Source organism: Pseudomonas sp. GW822-FHT02G04 (assembly GCF_058802085.1).
The window spans coordinates 102,826-118,465 of the sequence record NZ_JBXANU010000015.1 but is presented as its reverse complement, the minus strand read 5'-3'; the positions used below and the strand labels follow the sequence as shown (position 1 = coordinate 118,465).

At 61.3% G+C, this 15,640-nt stretch carries 14 protein-coding genes and 1 riboswitch; of the genes, 11 read left to right on the top strand and 3 right to left on the bottom strand.

Annotated features, from left to right (window positions below):
- Positions 1-8: 8 nt before the first annotated feature.
- Genes AC1RO5_RS19215 through AC1RO5_RS19200 form a run of 4 tightly spaced genes read left to right on the top strand, consistent with a single transcriptional unit; the run spans position 9 to position 4,052 of the window.
- The gene (locus AC1RO5_RS19215; RefSeq protein ID WP_018926791.1) at positions 9-986 is read left to right on the top strand and encodes a Bug family tripartite tricarboxylate transporter substrate binding protein; all 978 of its coding nucleotides are present in this window, start codon (positions 9-11) and stop codon (positions 984-986) included.
- Between the two features lie 58 nt (positions 987-1,044).
- Positions 1,045-1,503: a tripartite tricarboxylate transporter TctB family protein gene (locus tag AC1RO5_RS19210; protein ID WP_007941429.1), complete on the top strand. Its 459-nt coding sequence runs from the start codon at positions 1,045-1,047 to the stop codon at positions 1,501-1,503.
- Between the two features lies 1 nt (position 1,504).
- Positions 1,505-3,019, top strand: coding sequence for a tripartite tricarboxylate transporter permease (locus AC1RO5_RS19205; protein ID WP_007941428.1), 1,515 nt, complete (start codon positions 1,505-1,507; stop codon positions 3,017-3,019).
- A complete protein-coding gene (locus tag AC1RO5_RS19200) occupies positions 3,012-4,052 on the top strand; it encodes an AbrB family transcriptional regulator (protein ID WP_493176970.1) in 1,041 nt (346 codons plus the stop codon). Before AC1RO5_RS19205 ends, AC1RO5_RS19200 begins: the two co-directional genes overlap by 8 nt.
- Positions 4,053-4,187: 135 nt before the next feature.
- Here the strand turns inward: AC1RO5_RS19200 and ung are convergent, their stop codons facing one another.
- Entirely contained in the window at positions 4,188-4,880 is a 693-nt protein-coding gene (gene ung / locus AC1RO5_RS19195; protein WP_007941426.1) for a uracil-DNA glycosylase, read from the bottom strand.
- A gap of 132 nt (positions 4,881-5,012) precedes the next feature.
- On the opposite strand from ung, the gene dspII reads away from it, so the two are divergent.
- Positions 5,013-6,125, top strand: coding sequence for an enoyl-CoA hydratase/isomerase DspII (gene dspII, locus AC1RO5_RS19190; RefSeq protein ID WP_493176968.1), 1,113 nt, complete (start codon positions 5,013-5,015; stop codon positions 6,123-6,125).
- Positions 6,126-6,175: 50 nt separating this feature from the next.
- Here dspII and AC1RO5_RS19185 read toward each other — a convergent pair whose 3' ends face one another.
- Positions 6,176-6,643, bottom strand: coding sequence for a hypothetical protein (locus tag AC1RO5_RS19185; protein ID WP_493176967.1), 468 nt, complete (start codon positions 6,641-6,643; stop codon positions 6,176-6,178).
- Positions 6,644-6,855: 212 nt separating this feature from the next.
- The gene (locus AC1RO5_RS19180; protein ID WP_007941422.1) at positions 6,856-7,104 is read right to left on the bottom strand and encodes a hypothetical protein; all 249 of its coding nucleotides are present in this window, start codon (positions 7,102-7,104) and stop codon (positions 6,856-6,858) included.
- A 280-nt stretch (positions 7,105-7,384) separates the two neighbouring features.
- Positions 7,385-7,485: riboswitch (guanidine-I (ykkC/yxkD leader) on the top strand.
- 62 nt (positions 7,486-7,547) lie between these two features.
- Between AC1RO5_RS19180 and AC1RO5_RS19175 the strand changes: the two genes are divergently transcribed.
- From AC1RO5_RS19175 to uca, 6 genes are all read left to right on the top strand, one after another.
- Complete coding sequence (locus AC1RO5_RS19175; protein WP_493176965.1) at positions 7,548-8,615, top strand: putative urea ABC transporter substrate-binding protein; 1,068 nt, start codon at positions 7,548-7,550, stop codon at positions 8,613-8,615.
- 17 nt (positions 8,616-8,632) lie between these two features.
- On the top strand, positions 8,633-9,448 hold the full coding sequence (locus AC1RO5_RS19170; protein ID WP_493176963.1) for an ABC transporter permease: 816 nt from the start codon (positions 8,633-8,635) through the stop codon (positions 9,446-9,448).
- 19 nt (positions 9,449-9,467) lie between these two features.
- Positions 9,468-10,256 carry an ABC transporter ATP-binding protein gene (locus tag AC1RO5_RS19165; protein ID WP_493176961.1) on the top strand — a complete coding sequence of 263 codons (789 nt, stop codon included), beginning with the start codon at positions 9,468-9,470 and terminating at the stop codon, positions 10,254-10,256.
- 12 nt (positions 10,257-10,268) lie between these two features.
- A complete protein-coding gene (locus AC1RO5_RS19160; protein WP_493176959.1) occupies positions 10,269-10,994 on the top strand; it encodes an urea amidolyase associated protein UAAP1 in 726 nt (241 codons plus the stop codon).
- Positions 10,995-11,005: 11 nt separating this feature from the next.
- The gene (locus tag AC1RO5_RS19155; protein WP_493176957.1) at positions 11,006-11,659 is read left to right on the top strand and encodes an urea amidolyase associated protein UAAP2; all 654 of its coding nucleotides are present in this window, start codon (positions 11,006-11,008) and stop codon (positions 11,657-11,659) included.
- Positions 11,660-11,997: 338 nt separating this feature from the next.
- Positions 11,998-15,624 carry an urea carboxylase gene (gene uca / locus AC1RO5_RS19150; protein WP_493176955.1) on the top strand — a complete coding sequence of 1,209 codons (3,627 nt, stop codon included), beginning with the start codon at positions 11,998-12,000 and terminating at the stop codon, positions 15,622-15,624.
- Positions 15,625-15,640: the final 16 nt, after the last annotated feature.

Here is a 15,640-nt window from a genome sequence, read left to right as displayed (position 1 = left end):
AGACTTGAATGAACCTATCACTGCGTAAAGTTGCTCTGGCCACCGGCATCATGCTGTTCGCCGGCCAATTGCTGGCCGAACCCAAACGCCCGGAATGCATCGCCCCGGCCTCGCCGGGCGGCGGTTTCGACCTCACCTGCAAACTGGCGCAAAGCGCGCTGGTCAACGAAAAACTGCTGACCAAACCGATGCGCGTGACCTACATGCCCGGCGGTGTCGGCGCCGTGGCGTACAACGCGGTGGTCGCTCAGCGCCCGGCCGATGCCGGCACGCTGGTGGCCTGGTCCAGCGGTTCGCTGCTGAACCTGGCGCAAGGTAAATTCGGGCGTTTTGATGAAAGCGCGGTGCGCTGGCTGGCGGCGGTTGGCACCAGCTATGGCGCGATCGCGGTGAAAAGCGATTCGCCTTACAAGACCCTGGACGATCTGGTCAAAGCCCTGAAGAAAGACCCTAGCTCCGTAGTGATCGGCTCCGGCGGCACCGTCGGCAGCCAGGACTGGATGCAAACCGCCCTGATCGCCAAGGCGGCCGGGATCAACCCGCGCGACCTGCGTTACGTCGCCCTCGAAGGCGGCGGTGAAATCGCCACCGCCCTGCTCGGCGGTCACATCCAGGTCGGCAGCACCGACATCTCCGACTCCATGCCACACATCCTGAGCGGTGACATGCGTCTGCTGGCGGTGTTCTCCGAGAAGCGTCTGGACGAGCCGGAAATGAAAGACATTCCGACTGCTAAAGAGCAAGGCTACAACATCGTCTGGCCGGTGGTTCGCGGTTTCTACCTCGGGCCAAAAGTCAGCGACGAAGACTACGCCTGGTGGAAAAACGCCTTCGACAAACTGCTGGCCTCCGAGGATTTTGCCAAGTTGCGCGATCAGCGTGAACTGTTCCCGTTCGCCATGACCGGCCCGGAGCTGGACACCTACGTGAAGAAGCAGGTCGCGGACTACAAAGTGCTGGCCAAAGAGTTCGGCCTGATCCAGTGATCGCCTCTGTCTAGTGGCTACGGCCCCGGTTCTCGGGGTCGTCGCCCAGGAGTTCCCCATGCTCATACAACGCATTTTTGCTTCGGTGCTGTTGCTGGTCTGTGTCGGCCTGGCGCTGATGGCGTGGCCGTATCAAGCGGCTTTTTCCTACGAACCGGTCGGGCCTCGCGCCTTCCCCCTGCTGATGCTCGGCCTGATGGGCCTGGCTTTGCTGTACATGGTGTTTCGGCCGGCGCCGATCGTGCACAGCGATGACGACCCGAAACTGGACCGCGAAACCCTGACCAAAATCGGCATCTGCGTGCTGCTGTTGCTGGTGTTCGCCGGGGCCTTCGAACCCCTTGGTTTCATCGTCGCCAGCATTCTGATCGGGGTCCCGATGGCACGCCTGTATGGCGGCCGCTGGCTACCCAGCGCGGTGATCATCAGCCTGATGGCCATCGGTCTTTATCTGCTGTTCGACAAGTTGATGGACGTGCCACTGCCGTTGGGCGTGCTCGACGTTCTGGAGAACTGATATGGATACTCTTGGCTATTTGGGTCAGGGCTTCGGCGTTGCGCTGAGCCCGTACAACCTGGTGACCGCGCTGTGCGGCACCTTGATCGGCACCGTCGTCGGGCTGCTGCCGGGGCTGGGGCCGATCAACGGCGTGGCGTTGCTGATTCCGATCGCATTCGCCCTCGGTCTGCCACCGGAGTCGGCGTTGATTCTGCTGGCGGCGGTGTACCTGGGTTGCGAATACGGCGGCCGGATCAGCTCGATCCTGCTGAACATTCCGGGCGAAGCCTCCACCGTCATGACCACCCTCGACGGCTACCCGATGGCCCGCAAGGGCCTGGCGGGTGTGGCGCTGTCGCTGTCGGCGTGGAGTTCGTTCATCGGCGCGTTCATCGCGACTTGCGGCATGGTGCTGTTCGCCCCGTTGCTGGCGAAATGGGCGATTGCCTTCGGGCCAGCGGAGTATTTCGTGCTGATGGTGTTTGCGATTGTCTGTCTCGGCGGCATGGCCGGCGACCGACCGCTGAAGACATTCATTGCTGCGCTGATCGGTCTGTTTCTGTCGAGCGTCGGGATCGATGCCAACAGCGGCGTATACCGTTTCACCGGGGATAACATTCATCTGACAGACGGCATTCAGTTCGTCGTGCTGGTATTGGGCCTGTTCTCCATCAGCGAAATCCTCTTGCTGCTGGAAAAAACCCACCGTGGCCAGGAAGCGGTGAAAGCCACCGGGCGCATGATGTTCAACTTCAAGGAAGCTTCGGCGGTGTTCGTGGTGAACATCCGTTGCGGTTTGCTGGGCTTCATCATGGGCGTGTTGCCGGGTGCCGGCGCGACGCTGGCCAGCGCTGTGGCCTACATGACCGAGAAACGTATCGCCGGTGCCAAGGGCACTTTCGGACAAGGCGACATGCGTGGCCTCGCGGCTCCGGAAACCGCCATCGGTGGCGCAGCCTGCGGTGCCCTGGTGCCGATGCTGACCCTCGGTGTTCCGGGTTCGGGTACCACGGCAGTGATGATCGGCGCACTGTCGCTGTACAACATCACCCCGGGTCCACTGTTGTTCCAGCAGCAGCCAGACATCGTCTGGGGCCTGATCGCGTCGTTGTTCATCGCCAACGTGATGCTGGTGATCCTCAACATCCCGATGATCCGCGTCTTCACCCGCATCCTCGCCGTGCCGAACTGGGCACTGGTGCCAGTGATTGCGATCATCACCGGGATCGGCGTCTACGCAGTACACGCTACAACCTTCGACCTGTTCCTGATGATCGGCATCGGCATCTTCGGCTACATCTTGCGCAAGCTGGACTTCCCGTTGTCGCCAGTGCTGCTGGGCTTCATCCTGGGCGGTCTGATGGAGCAGAACCTGCGTCGCGCGCTGTCGATTTCCAACGGTGCTCTGGAAATCCTCTGGTCGAGCCCGATCACGTTCGGTTGCTGGGTGCTGACTGCAATCATGTTGCTGATGCCACTGCTGCGCATCTGGCGCAAACGTTCGGTCGCCCGGCGCGCTATCGCCGATGTCTGACCGAACACCTTTCAAAGCCTGGTGGGGAACACCGCTGGTCGGTCTGCTGGGCGGTTACCTCGCCAGCCAGATCGGCTGGCCGCTACCGTGGATGGTCGGCTCGTTGCTGGCGATCATCCTGGTGCGCTGCCTGACACCCTGGCAATTGGCGGAAATCCCTGGCGGCCGTAAATGCGGCCAGTGGGTCGTCGGTATCGGCATCGGCCTGCACTTCACCCCGGTGGTGATGGAGCAGGTGCTGAGCCACTTCGGTCTGATCTTCTTCGGTGCGTTGGTCACCAGCCTGTCCGCGGTGGTCGGGGTCTGGTTGATGCGGCGTACCGGTGAAGATCGCGCCACCGCGTTCTTTTCCAGCATGCCCGGCGGCTCCGGGGAGATGGTCAACCTCGGCGCTCGCAACGGCGCGGTGCTAAGCCGTGTCGCGGCGGGGCAAAGCTTGCGGGTGCTGGTGGTGGTGCTGTGTGTGCCGGCGGCGTTCAAGTATCTGTTGGGCGGCGGTGCGCCGGTCTTGCATGCAGCGACCGTCAACTGGTGGTGGCTGGCCTTTCTGTTCCCGGCGGGCGCCCTGGCCGCCTGGATCTGGGAGCGCCTGCGTCAACCCAACCCCTGGCTGTTCGGGCCGTTGCTGGTGAGTGCGGCGGTGAGCATTGGTTGGGACCTGCACATCGGCCTGCCCAACGGCGGCAGTCAGATCGGCCAGTGGCTGATCGGCAGCGGATTGGGTTGCCATTTCAATCGACAGTTCTTCCGCCGAGCACCGTCCTTCATGGGCCGGACCCTGATCGGCACAGTATTGACCATGTTGATCGCCACGCTGGCGGCGCTGGGGTTGAGTGCATTGACCCATCTGGATCTGCGTTCGCTGACACTGGGCATGATGCCCGGCGGGATTGTCGAGATGAGTTTGACGGCTGAGACCCTGCAACTATCGGTACCGCTGGTGACGGCGATGCAGGTGATGCGGCTGTTGTTCGTATTGTTTTTGGCGGAGCCGTTGTTCAGGTATTGGAACCAGAAACCTGAGCAGCCCTGACACCGTATCGTTCCCACGCTCTGCGTGGGGATGCCTCAACGGACGCTCCGCGTTCGGCTTTTGATGGGACGCGGAGCGTCCCTGGCTGCATTCCCACGCAGAGCGTGGGAACGATCAGCCCCCTCGCCACAATCTTCAGACCGGCGGCAAGCGCCACTCAATCGGCGTCTCGCCATTCTGTTCCAGAAACTTGTTCGCCCGACTGAAATGCCCGCAGCCGAGGAAACCGCGATAGGCGGACAGCGGCGACGGGTGGACCGAGGTCAGCACCAGGTGTTTGGTGGCATCGATGAGTTTCTGCTTGCTCTGGGCATGCGCGCCCCACAGCAGGAACACCAGATGTGGCTGGTGTTCGCTGACCACTTCGATAATCCGGTCGGTAAAATACTGCCAGCCCTTGCCCGCATGGGCGTTGGCATTCGCCCGCTCCACGGTCATGGTGGTGTTGAGCATCAACACGCCCTGCTCCGCCCAACTCTGCAGGTAGCCATGGTTGGGGATGTCGATGTTCAGGTCACGTTTCAATTCTTTATAGATGTTCACCAGCGACGGCGGCGCCGGTACGCCCGGCTGCACCGAGAAGCACAACCCATGGGCCTGGCCGGGGCCGTGGTATGGATCCTGTCCGAGGATGACCACCTTGACCTTGTCCAGCGGCGTGGAATTGAGCGCGTTGAAAATCAACGGTCCCGGCGGATAGATCTCCTTGCCCGCCGCGCGCTCCTGTTGCAGGAATGTGCGCAACTCTGCCATGTAAGGCTGGTCGAATTCGGCACGCAGGGCCTCCTTCCAGCTCGGTTCGAGTTTGATACGGTCGTCAGCAGTCATGGTTACATCCGGCAAAAACAATGGGGCGAACCCTAGGAAAGCCCATCACGCTTGTCAATTGATCTGACACAGATCCGGCACTTTCCTATAGAGCGATCATACTGAACGCTCAAATTCCCGATCGAGGTCACGATGAATCTGCACTTCGAAGAACTCACCGGCACCGACGGCGCACGCATCGGCATCGCCAGCCTGGATGCCGAGAAGTCCCTCAACGCCCTCTCCTTGCCGATGATCAACGCCTTGCGCGATCAACTGGACGTCTGGGCCAAGGAACCACAGATCGTGTGCGTGCTGCTGCGCGGCAATGGCGCCAAGGCTTTTTGCGCCGGCGGTGAAGTACGCAGTCTGGTGGAGGCGTGTCGCGCCCATCCCGGAGAAGTGCCGCCGCTGGCTGCACACTTCTTTGCGGCAGAATATCGCCTCGACTTCAATCTGCACACCTACCCGAAACCGTTAATCTGCTGGGGGCATGGTTACGTGCTGGGCGGCGGCATGGGGCTGCTGCAAGGGGCAAGCATCCGGATTGTCACACCGAGCAGCCGGTTGGCGATGCCGGAGATTGGCATCGGCTTGTACCCGGACGTCGGCGCCAGTTGGTTTCTGTCGCGATTGCCCGGCAAGCTCGGGTTGTTTCTCGGCCTGACCGGCGCCCAGATGAACGGTCGCGATGCGATCGATCTGGACCTCGCCGATCGCTTTTTGCTCGATGAACAACAGCAAGAGCTGATCGAAGGCTTGCTGCAATTGAACTGGCAGGAACAGACCGCCATGCAGCTCAACAGTCTGCTCAAGGCCTTGCAGCAGGAAGCGCTGGTAAAAATGCCCGAAGCGCAATGGTTGCCACGACGCCAGCACATCGACGAGCTGCTGGATGTCAGCGATGTCCATTGTGCCTGGAAGGCCATCAGCCTGTTACGCGATCACCCCGACTTGCTGCTCAGCCGTGCTGCCAGGACCATGACTGAAGGCTCGCCCCTGACCGCTCATCTGGTATGGGAACAGATCGCTCGCGCCCGGCACCTGTCGCTGGCTCAAGTCTTTCAGATGGAATACACCATGAGCCTCAATTGCTGCCGTCATCCGGAGTTCAGCGAGGGCGTGCGTGCGCGGTTGATCGACAAGGACCAGAAACCTCACTGGCACTGGCCGGATATCAACACGGTGCCGGAGGCGGCGGTAGAAGCGCATTTTCACAAGGTCTGGGAAGGTCGGCACCCTCTGGCCGATCTGTCGGAATACTGAAATCCGGGCACAAAAAAGCGGCGCTTCATGCGCCGCTTTTTATTGAGGAATTAGCGACGGCCGCCTCGGCCATCGTTGTCACCATGATCGCCTCTTCCGCCACGGTGATCCCGCCCACTGTGGCCACGAGAATCATCGTTCCAGTTGCCGCGACTATGGCCGCCCCAACCGTCGCGACGACCATCCCAACCACCGCGGTCATGACGGTCCCATCCGCGATTCTGGTTGCCGCGGTAGTCGTAATAGCGCGGTGCCGGTTGATAAACCCGCGGCTGGTAGTAATAACGCGGCGATAGCTGGTAATACCGTGCAGGCGGTGAGTAATACCTGCGCGGGGCTGAGTAGTAACCACCATCGGAGTAGTAAGACCCGCCACCGGAATAATACGGTGCTGGGGACGTGTAGACCTCGGAACGGTAGTAGCTGTCTCCTCCATCGGAATAGGGCACGCACGCACCAAGAGACAATCCCGATAGAACAATCAGCAGAATTTGGCGGAGTTGTTTTCGACAGAGCATGGCGGCCTCCTGGACCGCGAGTGAGCCATACCAGCGACGCTGGCAGGCGACAGTCAATTGTTCGGCGACTGTCGAAAGATCAGACAGTGAAATCGGGATCTGGTGCGTTTCTGCAACACGTTGAAACAAGTAGCCGATGAAAGGTTTTTCATCCTGCGCAAAAGAAAACGGCGCCTCCGCAAGCCGGACGCGCCGTTATATTCATGAGCTGATTAATGGTGCCAGCGATTGTATCCACCGCCGTAATGACCCGGTCCGTGTCCACCGTAGTAATAATAGCGATAGCCACCGTAAACACGCGGCCCGTAATAGCCGCCGTAATAGTAAGGCGAGTAATACCCAGGGTAGTAATAAGGCGCCGAATAAACATCGGCAGGACCTACGTAGTAGTAACACCCGGACAGACCCAAACCAAGAAACACACTGAGCAGTATTTGGCGGAGCTTTTTCTGACAGAACATGGAGGCCTCCTGAAAGACCTGCAACGGCAGTCGAGTCACACCTGTTTTGACTTTAAAACCGACACCGAGTGCCAGACCGCATCGACCTTCAGATCAGCGGCTAGCCGTCCTTCTACGGTGCATGCCCATGCGCAACGCACCATGACAAGGCAAAGCGCCCTGTCCCATTGATCTCCCCCACCCTTCCATGCCCCAGCCAGAGCACTCAAGCCAACTTGGCACGGCTCTCGCTTAACCAAAGGCGTGCAGGAGTCATCACAGGTTCGCGGCACCACAATTTGCAATGGCTGACTAGGGTTCCGGCTCGCAATCGCGAGTGGCTGGTCCGAGAGTTGGCGACCTCCAGTTGAGGTTACACGGCGGGACAAAAGCCCGGGAGACAAGCCACCGTTCGCGGTGCCGCTGCCTTCCTGTCCGCCCTTGATCAACTGGAGAACCATCCCATGTCCCGACTTCGTTTACCCGCCCTGCTCGCCGCTGCTTTTGCAGCCCTCGTGAGCGTCTCGTCCCACGCCGCACAGAAAGATCATTTCAGCGTCTGCTGGACTATCTACGCCGGCTGGATGCCCTGGGAATATGCCGGCAGCCAGGGCATCGTCGACAAATGGGCGAAAAAGTACGGCATCAAGATTGATGTGGTGCAGCTCAACGACTACGTCGAATCCATCAACCAATACACCGCAGGCCAGTTCGACGGCTGCACCATGACCAACATGGACGCTCTGACCATTCCGGCGGCCGGTGGCGTCGACAGCACGGCGCTGATCGTCAGCGACTTCTCCAACGGCAACGACGGCATCGTGCTTAAAGGCGAAGGCAAGAAAGTCGCTGACCTCAAAGGCATGGACGTCAATCTGGTTGAGCTGTCTGTTTCCCATTACCTGTTGGCCCGCGCTCTGGACTCGGTAGACCTCACCGAGAAAGACCTGAAAGTGGTCAACACCTCCGACGCCGACATCTCCGCCGCGTTCAACACCGAACAGGTCAATGCCGTCACCACCTGGAACCCGATGCTCTCGGACATCAAGGCCAAGCCTGCGGTGACCGAAGTGTTCAATTCCAGCCAGATCCCCGGCGAAATCATGGACATGATGGTGGTCAACAGCACCACCCTCAAAGACAACCCGGCCCTGGGTAAAGCCCTGACCGGCGCCTGGTTCGAAGTGGTCGAGTTGATGAACGCGAAAAACGCCGCCAGCCAAGCCGCGCTCGAACACATGGCCAAAGCCTCGGGCACTGACCTGGCGGGTTTCCAGGCGCAACTCGACACCACCAAACTGTTCGCCACGCCCAAAGAAGCCCTGGCGTTCTCCACCAGCAAGCAACTGCCCGACACCATGCGCAAGGTCGCCGAGTTCTCGTTCCAGCACGGCTTGCTGGGTGAAGGCGCCAAAGACACCAGCGCCATCGGCATGGCCTTCGCCAATGGCGTGACCAGCGGCGATAAAGGCAACCTCAAGCTGCGCTTCGACCCGACTTACGTGCAGATGGCCGCCGACGCCAAGCTGTAAGACAGGAGGAGCTGGCCATGCGCCTGATCAATCGCCACCCGGATCGCCCGAGTCGCCTGCTGTTGGTGATCCTGCCGTTCGCCCTGGTGCTGTTCGCCTACTTCATGGGCTCGGCCGAACGGCTGATGGACAACCCCAACGACAAACTGCTGCCCAGTGCCGTGCAGATGACCGACGCGGTGAAGCGCCTGGCCTTCACCGCCGACACCCGCACCGGTGAATACCTGCTCTGGCAAGACACCGCCTCCAGCCTGCGGCGGTTGGCCATCGGCCTCGGCATCAGTGCGTTGGCCGGGCTGTGCCTGGGCATCGCCGCCGGTACGCTGCCGCTGTTTGGCGCACCGTTGTCGCCCGTGCTGACGGTGCTGTCGATGGTGCCGCCGCTGGCGATCCTGCCGATTCTGTTCATCGTGTTCGGGTTGGGGGAGTTGTCGAAAGTGATGCTGATCGTGATCGGCATCACCCCGTGCCTGGCCCGTGACCTGGAACAGCGCGCCCGGGAAATTCCTGTGGAATTGCTGATCAAGGCGCAGACGCTTGGTGCCTCGACCTGGACCTTGATGTTGCGTGTGGTGCTGCCGCAATTGCTGCCGCGCCTGCTGATCTCGTTGCGATTGATGCTCGGCTCGGCGTGGTTGTTTTTGATCGCCGCAGAAGCCATCGCCTCCACGGACGGTTTGGGTTATCGGATCTTCCTGGTGCGCCGCTACCTGGCGATGGACGTGATTCTGCCCTACGTGGTGTGGATCACCCTGCTCGCCTGGCTGATGGACTGGGGCCTCAAGCGCCTGACCCAACGGGCCTTTCCCTGGCACCACGGTGCCTCCAAATGAGTTATGAAGGGGCGCGGGCATGAGCTTCATCACAGTGAAAAACGTCTGGCAGCAATACGCCGATCAAGTGGTGCTTGAAGGGCTGAACCTGAGCGTCAACGAAGGTGAGTTCTGCACCTTGGTCGGCGCGTCGGGTTGCGGCAAGTCGACCTTCCTGCGGCTATTGCTCGGCCAGGAACGCACCAGTCGCGGCGAGATTCTGTTGGACGGTCAGGCGCTGGCTGGCGAACCGGATTCGAGCCGTGGCGTGGTGTTCCAGCGCTACTCGGTGTTCCCGCACCTGACCGTGCTGGACAACGTCGCCCTCGGCCTCGAACTGCCGCGCTCGCCTTTACTCGGGCGGTTGTTCGGCAGCGCTAAAAAAGAGGCACGCGAACACGCCTCAGTGTTGCTGCACAAAGTCGGTCTCGGTCACTCGCTGGACAAGTACCCGGCGCAACTCTCCGGTGGCATGCAGCAACGGCTGGCGATTGCCCAGGCATTGATCATGAAGCCGCGGGTCTTGCTCCTCGACGAACCGTTCGGCGCCCTCGATCCGGGCATCCGCAAAGACATGCACGGCCTGCTGCTGGAGCTGTGGCGCGAGACGCAACTGACGGTGTTCATGGTCACTCACGACCTGTCCGAAGGTTTCAGTCTCGGCACCCGTTTGCTGGTGTTCGACAAGGTCCGCGTCGACCCGCACGCCCCCGGCGCCTATGGCGCGCGCATCACCTACGACATCCCTTTGAACAGCGACCGCCGCGCCAACCGTGCCGCCGTCGACGCCCTGCCGGCTCAGTTGGCAGGCACGCTTCGCATCGCTTAGAGGAATTTGCACATGACTGACTCGACCCAACTGTTCCCGCCGTTCGCTGAAGAAATGCTCCCCGGCGGCGGCCATCGTTCATTCGTCCTGAAACGCGGCCAATTACTGCGCCTGACCGACCTGCGCGGCGGTGCCAACGTCAGCCTGACGCTGCTCAACGCCAACGAAAAAACCGAACGCCTGAACCTGCCCGACAGCCTCAAATGCCAACACACCGCCAAGCTCACCAGCGGCCACTGCCTGTACTCGGACATGGGCCGCGTGCTGGCGGCCATCACCGCCGACACCTGTGGCTGGAGCGACAGCCTCGGCGGTGTGCTCTGCGCTGAAGAAGTCGCACAAAAATATGGCCAGGGCCGCTATCAGGAACTGCGCAACGGCTTCTTCCGCAACGGCACCGACAACTTGTTGGTGGAGCTGGGCAAGTGGGGTTTGGGCCTGTCCGACCTGCTGATGACGCTCAACCTGTTCAGCCGGGTGAACGTCGATGAGGCTGGGCGTTTCCACTTCGTCGAAGGCAACTCCAAGGCTGGCGATTACATCGAGCTGTACGCGCCGATGGACACCCTGGTGGTACTCACCGCGCTGCAACACCCGATGGATCCGTCGCCGGCATACGCACCGAAACCGCTGAAGCTGAGCTGGATGAACGCAGATGCCAGTGTCGCCGAACACTGCCGCACCTCGCGCCCGGAAAACGAGCGCGGCTTCATCAACACCGACCGTCTGTTCGCCTGAGGATCGCTGCCATGTCACTTGCTATCTCTACTGCTGCTATTACCACAAGCAGGCAACCAGAAGCTGCGGTCTACCGCGCCACTATCCCGGCCGGCGAACCCTGGCTGATGGAGGTCAAGGCTGGCCAGACCCTGCGTATCCTCGACCTGGAAGGCAATCAGGCGGTCGACACTCTGTTTTACAGCCTTGCCAATCCCAAGGAACGCTATGACGTGCAGCGCACGTTGCGTCGGCAGAACAGCGTCTACCTGAGCACCGGCAGCGTGCTCTATTCCAACCTCGGCAAGCCAATGCTGACCATCGTCGAAGACACCTGCGGGCGTCACGACACCCTCGGCGGTGCCTGTGCGCAAGAGAGCAACACCGTGCGTTACGCGCTGGAGAAACGCTACATGCACAGCTGCCGCGACAACTACCTGCGCGCCTGCGTGCATGACGGACGACTGGGCAAGGGCGACATCGGGCCGAACATCAATTTCTTCATGAATGTGCCGGTGACGGCCGATGGCGGGCTGACGTTTGAAGACGGAATTTCAGCGCCCGGCAAATACGTCGACCTGCGCGCCGAGATGGACGTGATCGTGCTGATCTCCAACTGCCCGCAACTGAATAACCCGTGCAACGCCTACAACCCCACGCCTGCGGAGCTTTTGGTATGGAACTGAAACTCGCGAGTTTGCGGCGGTGGTTGTTTGCCTTGTGTCAGGCCCGCTCCGGCCAGTGCCTCAAACAACGCTGATCCCTGTGGCGAGGGAGCTTGCTCCCGCTGGGTCGCGAAGCGGCCCCAAACCCTGCTATCGCGCTATGTCTGACGGACCACAGCAGCAGGTTTTGCGACTGCTGCGCAGCCGAGCGGGACGGTGCGGCGATCCGACAAGCTCCCTCGCCACAAAAAAGCGTGAATTTTGTTCATCCGGGACGGCCCGGGTGCATCTCGAAAAACTGCGGGACGGCCCGCATCCCAGGTCGAGGCTGATGCGCTATCGCCTCCAGGGGTTATGCCATGTTCGAAAAAGTCCTCATCGCCAACCGTGGCGCCATTGCCTGCCGCATCCTGCGTACCCTGCGAGAGTTGCAGGTCAAGGGCGTCGCCGTTTACTCCGAAGCCGATGCCGCCAGCCTGCATATCCTGCAAGCCGATGAAGCCCATAGCTTGGGCGAAGGCGCGGCGGCCGGCACTTATCTTGCCGTGGACAAAATCCTCGCCATCGCCAAATCCACCGGCGCTACAGCGATCCATCCCGGCTACGGTTTCCTCTCGGAAAACGCCGCGTTCGCCGAGGCCTGCGAAGCCGCCGATATCGCCTTCATCGGCCCCACGCCCGAACAACTGCGCGTGTTTGGCCTCAAACACACCGCCCGCGCCCTGGCAAAACAACACGGCGTGCCGATGCTCGAAGGCACCGAACTGCTCGACAGCCTTGATGCAGCATTGATCGCCGGCGAACAGGTCGGCTACCCAGTGATGCTCAAAAGCACCGCCGGCGGTGGCGGCATCGGTATGCGCGCGTGCCGCAGCGCCGCCGAATTGAGCGAATCCTTCGACGCCGTCAAACGCCTCGGTCAGAACAACTTCAGCGACGCCGGAGTGTTCATCGAGAAGTACATCCAGCGCGCCCGGCATCTGGAAGTGCAGGTGTTCGGCGATGGCCAGGGCGAGGTGATTGCCCTCGGCGTGCGCGACTGCTCGGTACAGCGGCGCAACCAGAAAGTCCTCGAAGAAACCCCGGCACCCAACCTGCCCGACGGCATGGCCGAAGCGCTCTGCCTTGCTGCGATCAAACTCGCCAAGGCAGTGAATTACCGCAGCGCCGGCACCGTGGAGTTCGTCTTCGACAGTGACGCCCAGCGTTTCTATTTTCTTGAAGTGAACACCCGTTTACAGGTAGAGCACGGTGTCACCGAGCAAGTGTGGGGCGTGGACCTGGTGCGCTGGATGGTGGAACTGGCGGCCGGAGATTTACCGCCATTGAACGCATTGAGCCAAGGCTTGAAAGCCGACGGCCACGCGATCCAGGCAAGGCTCTACGCCGAAGATCCGGGGCGGGATTTTCAACCGAGCCCCGGCCTGCTGACGGCGGTAAATTTCCCCGTCGCCGATGGCAAACACCTGCGCATCGACACGTGGGTCGAGGCCGGTTGCGAGATCCCGCCGTACTTCGACCCGATGATTGCCAAGGTCATCCGCTGGGCGCCGACTCGCGAAGAAGCCCGCGCCGATCTGCTTCAAACCTTGGGCGACAGCCTGCTGTACGGGGTGGAAACCAACCGCGATTACCTGCGGCAGATTCTGCTCGATGTACCCTTTACCAGCGGCCAGCCGTGGACCCGTTGCCTGGAAGGCTTGGTCTATCGGGCCAATACCTTTGAGGTGATCAGCGCCGGCACCCAGACCAGCGTTCAGGATTATCCGGGGCGTCTCGGTTACTGGGCGGTCGGCGTGCCGCCGTCGGGGCCGATGGACAGTCGTGCATTGCGTTTGGGTAATCTTTTACTGGGTAACGATAAAGGCGCAGCGGCCCTGGAAATCACCATGAGCGGGCCGATGCTGCGCTTCAATTGTGATGCGGTTGTGGCGGTGACCGGTGCGCAGATTCCATTGACGCTGAACGGCGAAGCGGCACCGATGAACACCGCGCTGCTGATTCCGGCCGGTGCCACAGTGCATCTCGGCACAATCGCCGGTGCAGGCGCTCGCAGCTATCTGTGCCTGCGCGGCGGCCTGCAAGTGCCGGATTATCTGGGCAGCAAAAGCACCTTCACCCTCGGTCAGTTCGGTGGCCATGGCGGTCGTGCGTTGCGTGCCGGGGACGTGTTGCATGCACCAGCCTTGATCGACCGTAGCGCGGGTATTCAATTGCCTGACGAACAGGTCACCGAGTTACCGGCGGTGCGGCAAATCCGAGTGATCTACGGCCCGCATGGCGCGCCGGAATACTTCACCGAACACTACATCGGCACCTTCTTCGCCACCCAATGGGAAGTGCATTTCAACTCCAGCCGCACCGGTGTGCGCCTGATCGGGCCGAAGCCGGAATGGGTGCGGGCCGATGGGGGGGAAGCCGGGTTGCATCCGTCGAACATTCACGACAACCCGTACGCCATTGGCGCGGTGGATTTCACCGGTGATATGCCGGTGATCCTCGGTCCCGATGGTCCGAGCCTCGGTGGGTTTGTCTGCCCGGTGACGGTGATCGAAGCGGATCTTTGGCAGCTCGGGCAACTGAAGGCTGGAGACAAGGTGCAGTTCCAACCGGTCGATCTCGAGACCGCCCGTAACCTCGCCTTGAAATGGGATTCCTGTGGGAGCTGGCTTGCCTGCGATGAGGCCCGATCAGACACCGCATCAACTTCATCGCAGGCAAGCCCACAGGGGGTTGTGTCGCCTGTGATGCTGGATATCGGCCGGGGAGATACACGGTTGGTCGCCCGGTTGTCGGGGGATACTCACCTGTTACTGGAAATCGGCGCACCGGAGCTGGACCTGGTCCTGCGCTTTCGCGCCCACGCGCTGATGCAGGCATTGGAAAGCAAACACCTGCACGGTGTGATCGACCTGACGCCGGGCATCCGTTCGCTGCAGGTGCATTACCAACCGGAGCAACTGCCGCTTGCCGATCTGCTGGGCATCGTCGCCGGTGAGTGGGACGCTGTGTGCGCCGCCAAAGACTTGCAGGTTCCCTCGCGCATCGTGCACCTGCCGCTGTCCTGGGATGACCCGGCTTGCCAGTTGGCCATCGAGAAATACATGACCACCGTGCGCAAGGACGCCCCATGGTGCCCGAGCAACCTGGAGTTCATCCGCCGCATCAACGACCTGCCGAACCTCGACAAAGTGCAGCGCACGGTGTTCGACGCCAGCTATCTGGTGATGGGGCTGGGCGATGTCTACCTCGGCGCTCCGGTCGCCACCCCGCTCGACCCACGGCATCGTCTGGTCACCACCAAATACAACCCGGCCCGCACCTGGACCGCCGAAAACTCGGTGGGCATCGGTGGCGCCTATATGTGCGTGTACGGCATGGAAGGCCCCGGTGGTTATCAGTTCGTCGGCCGCACCCTGCAGATGTGGAATCGCTACCGCGAGGTCGCCGCGTTCGATGGCAAACCGTGGCTGCTGCGGTTCTTCGATCAGATCCGCTTCTACCCGGTAAGCGCCGATGAACTGCTGCGCATTCGACGGGATTTCCCGCTCGGGCGCTTCGCTCTGAACATCGAGCACAGTCAATTGAACCTGGCGGATTACCAGGCGTTTCTGGCGAAGGAAGCCAACAGCATTGCCGCGTTTCGGGATCAGCAAAAAGGTGCATTCAACGCCGAACGCGAACGCTGGATCGCCAGCGGCCAGGCGCATTTCGACAGTGAAGAACCGGCGCCGCAAGTGACCGAAGAGGCGCTGTTGGCCGACGGTCAGCAGAGCATCGACAGCCACATCGCCGGCAACCTCTGGCAGGTTCAGGTGGAGGTCGGCAGCCAAGTGGTCGCCGGTGATGTGCTGGTGATTCTGGAGTCGATGAAGATGGAAATCCCGCTGCTCGCGCCCATGGCCGGTGTGGTGCGCGAGATTCGTGTGCAACCGGGCTCGGCAGTGCGCGCCGGACAGCGCGTCGTGGTGCTGGAACTCGACTGAAGCCATTTCAACAAGG

Excerpts from the sequence above, each read along its gene's own strand:
- AC1RO5_RS19215 (WP_018926791.1), top strand. The coding sequence starts at position 9 with ATGAACCTATCACTGCGTAAAGTTGCTCTGGCCACCGGCATCATGCTG.
- AC1RO5_RS19210 (WP_007941429.1), top strand. The coding sequence starts at position 1,045 with ATGCTCATACAACGCATTTTTGCTTCGGTGCTGTTGCTGGTCTGTGTC.
- AC1RO5_RS19205 (WP_007941428.1), top strand. The coding sequence starts at position 1,505 with ATGGATACTCTTGGCTATTTGGGTCAGGGCTTCGGCGTTGCGCTGAGC.
- AC1RO5_RS19200 (WP_493176970.1), top strand. The coding sequence starts at position 3,012 with ATGTCTGACCGAACACCTTTCAAAGCCTGGTGGGGAACACCGCTGGTC.
- ung (WP_007941426.1), bottom strand. The coding sequence starts at position 4,880 with ATGACTGCTGACGACCGTATCAAACTCGAACCGAGCTGGAAGGAGGCC.
- dspII (WP_493176968.1), top strand. The coding sequence starts at position 5,013 with ATGAATCTGCACTTCGAAGAACTCACCGGCACCGACGGCGCACGCATC.
- AC1RO5_RS19185 (WP_493176967.1), bottom strand. The coding sequence starts at position 6,643 with ATGCTCTGTCGAAAACAACTCCGCCAAATTCTGCTGATTGTTCTATCG.
- AC1RO5_RS19180 (WP_007941422.1), bottom strand. The coding sequence starts at position 7,104 with ATGTTCTGTCAGAAAAAGCTCCGCCAAATACTGCTCAGTGTGTTTCTT.
- AC1RO5_RS19175 (WP_493176965.1), top strand. The coding sequence starts at position 7,548 with ATGTCCCGACTTCGTTTACCCGCCCTGCTCGCCGCTGCTTTTGCAGCC.
- AC1RO5_RS19170 (WP_493176963.1), top strand. The coding sequence starts at position 8,633 with ATGCGCCTGATCAATCGCCACCCGGATCGCCCGAGTCGCCTGCTGTTG.
- AC1RO5_RS19165 (WP_493176961.1), top strand. The coding sequence starts at position 9,468 with ATGAGCTTCATCACAGTGAAAAACGTCTGGCAGCAATACGCCGATCAA.
- AC1RO5_RS19160 (WP_493176959.1), top strand. The coding sequence starts at position 10,269 with ATGACTGACTCGACCCAACTGTTCCCGCCGTTCGCTGAAGAAATGCTC.
- AC1RO5_RS19155 (WP_493176957.1), top strand. The coding sequence starts at position 11,006 with ATGTCACTTGCTATCTCTACTGCTGCTATTACCACAAGCAGGCAACCA.
- uca (WP_493176955.1), top strand. The coding sequence starts at position 11,998 with ATGTTCGAAAAAGTCCTCATCGCCAACCGTGGCGCCATTGCCTGCCGC.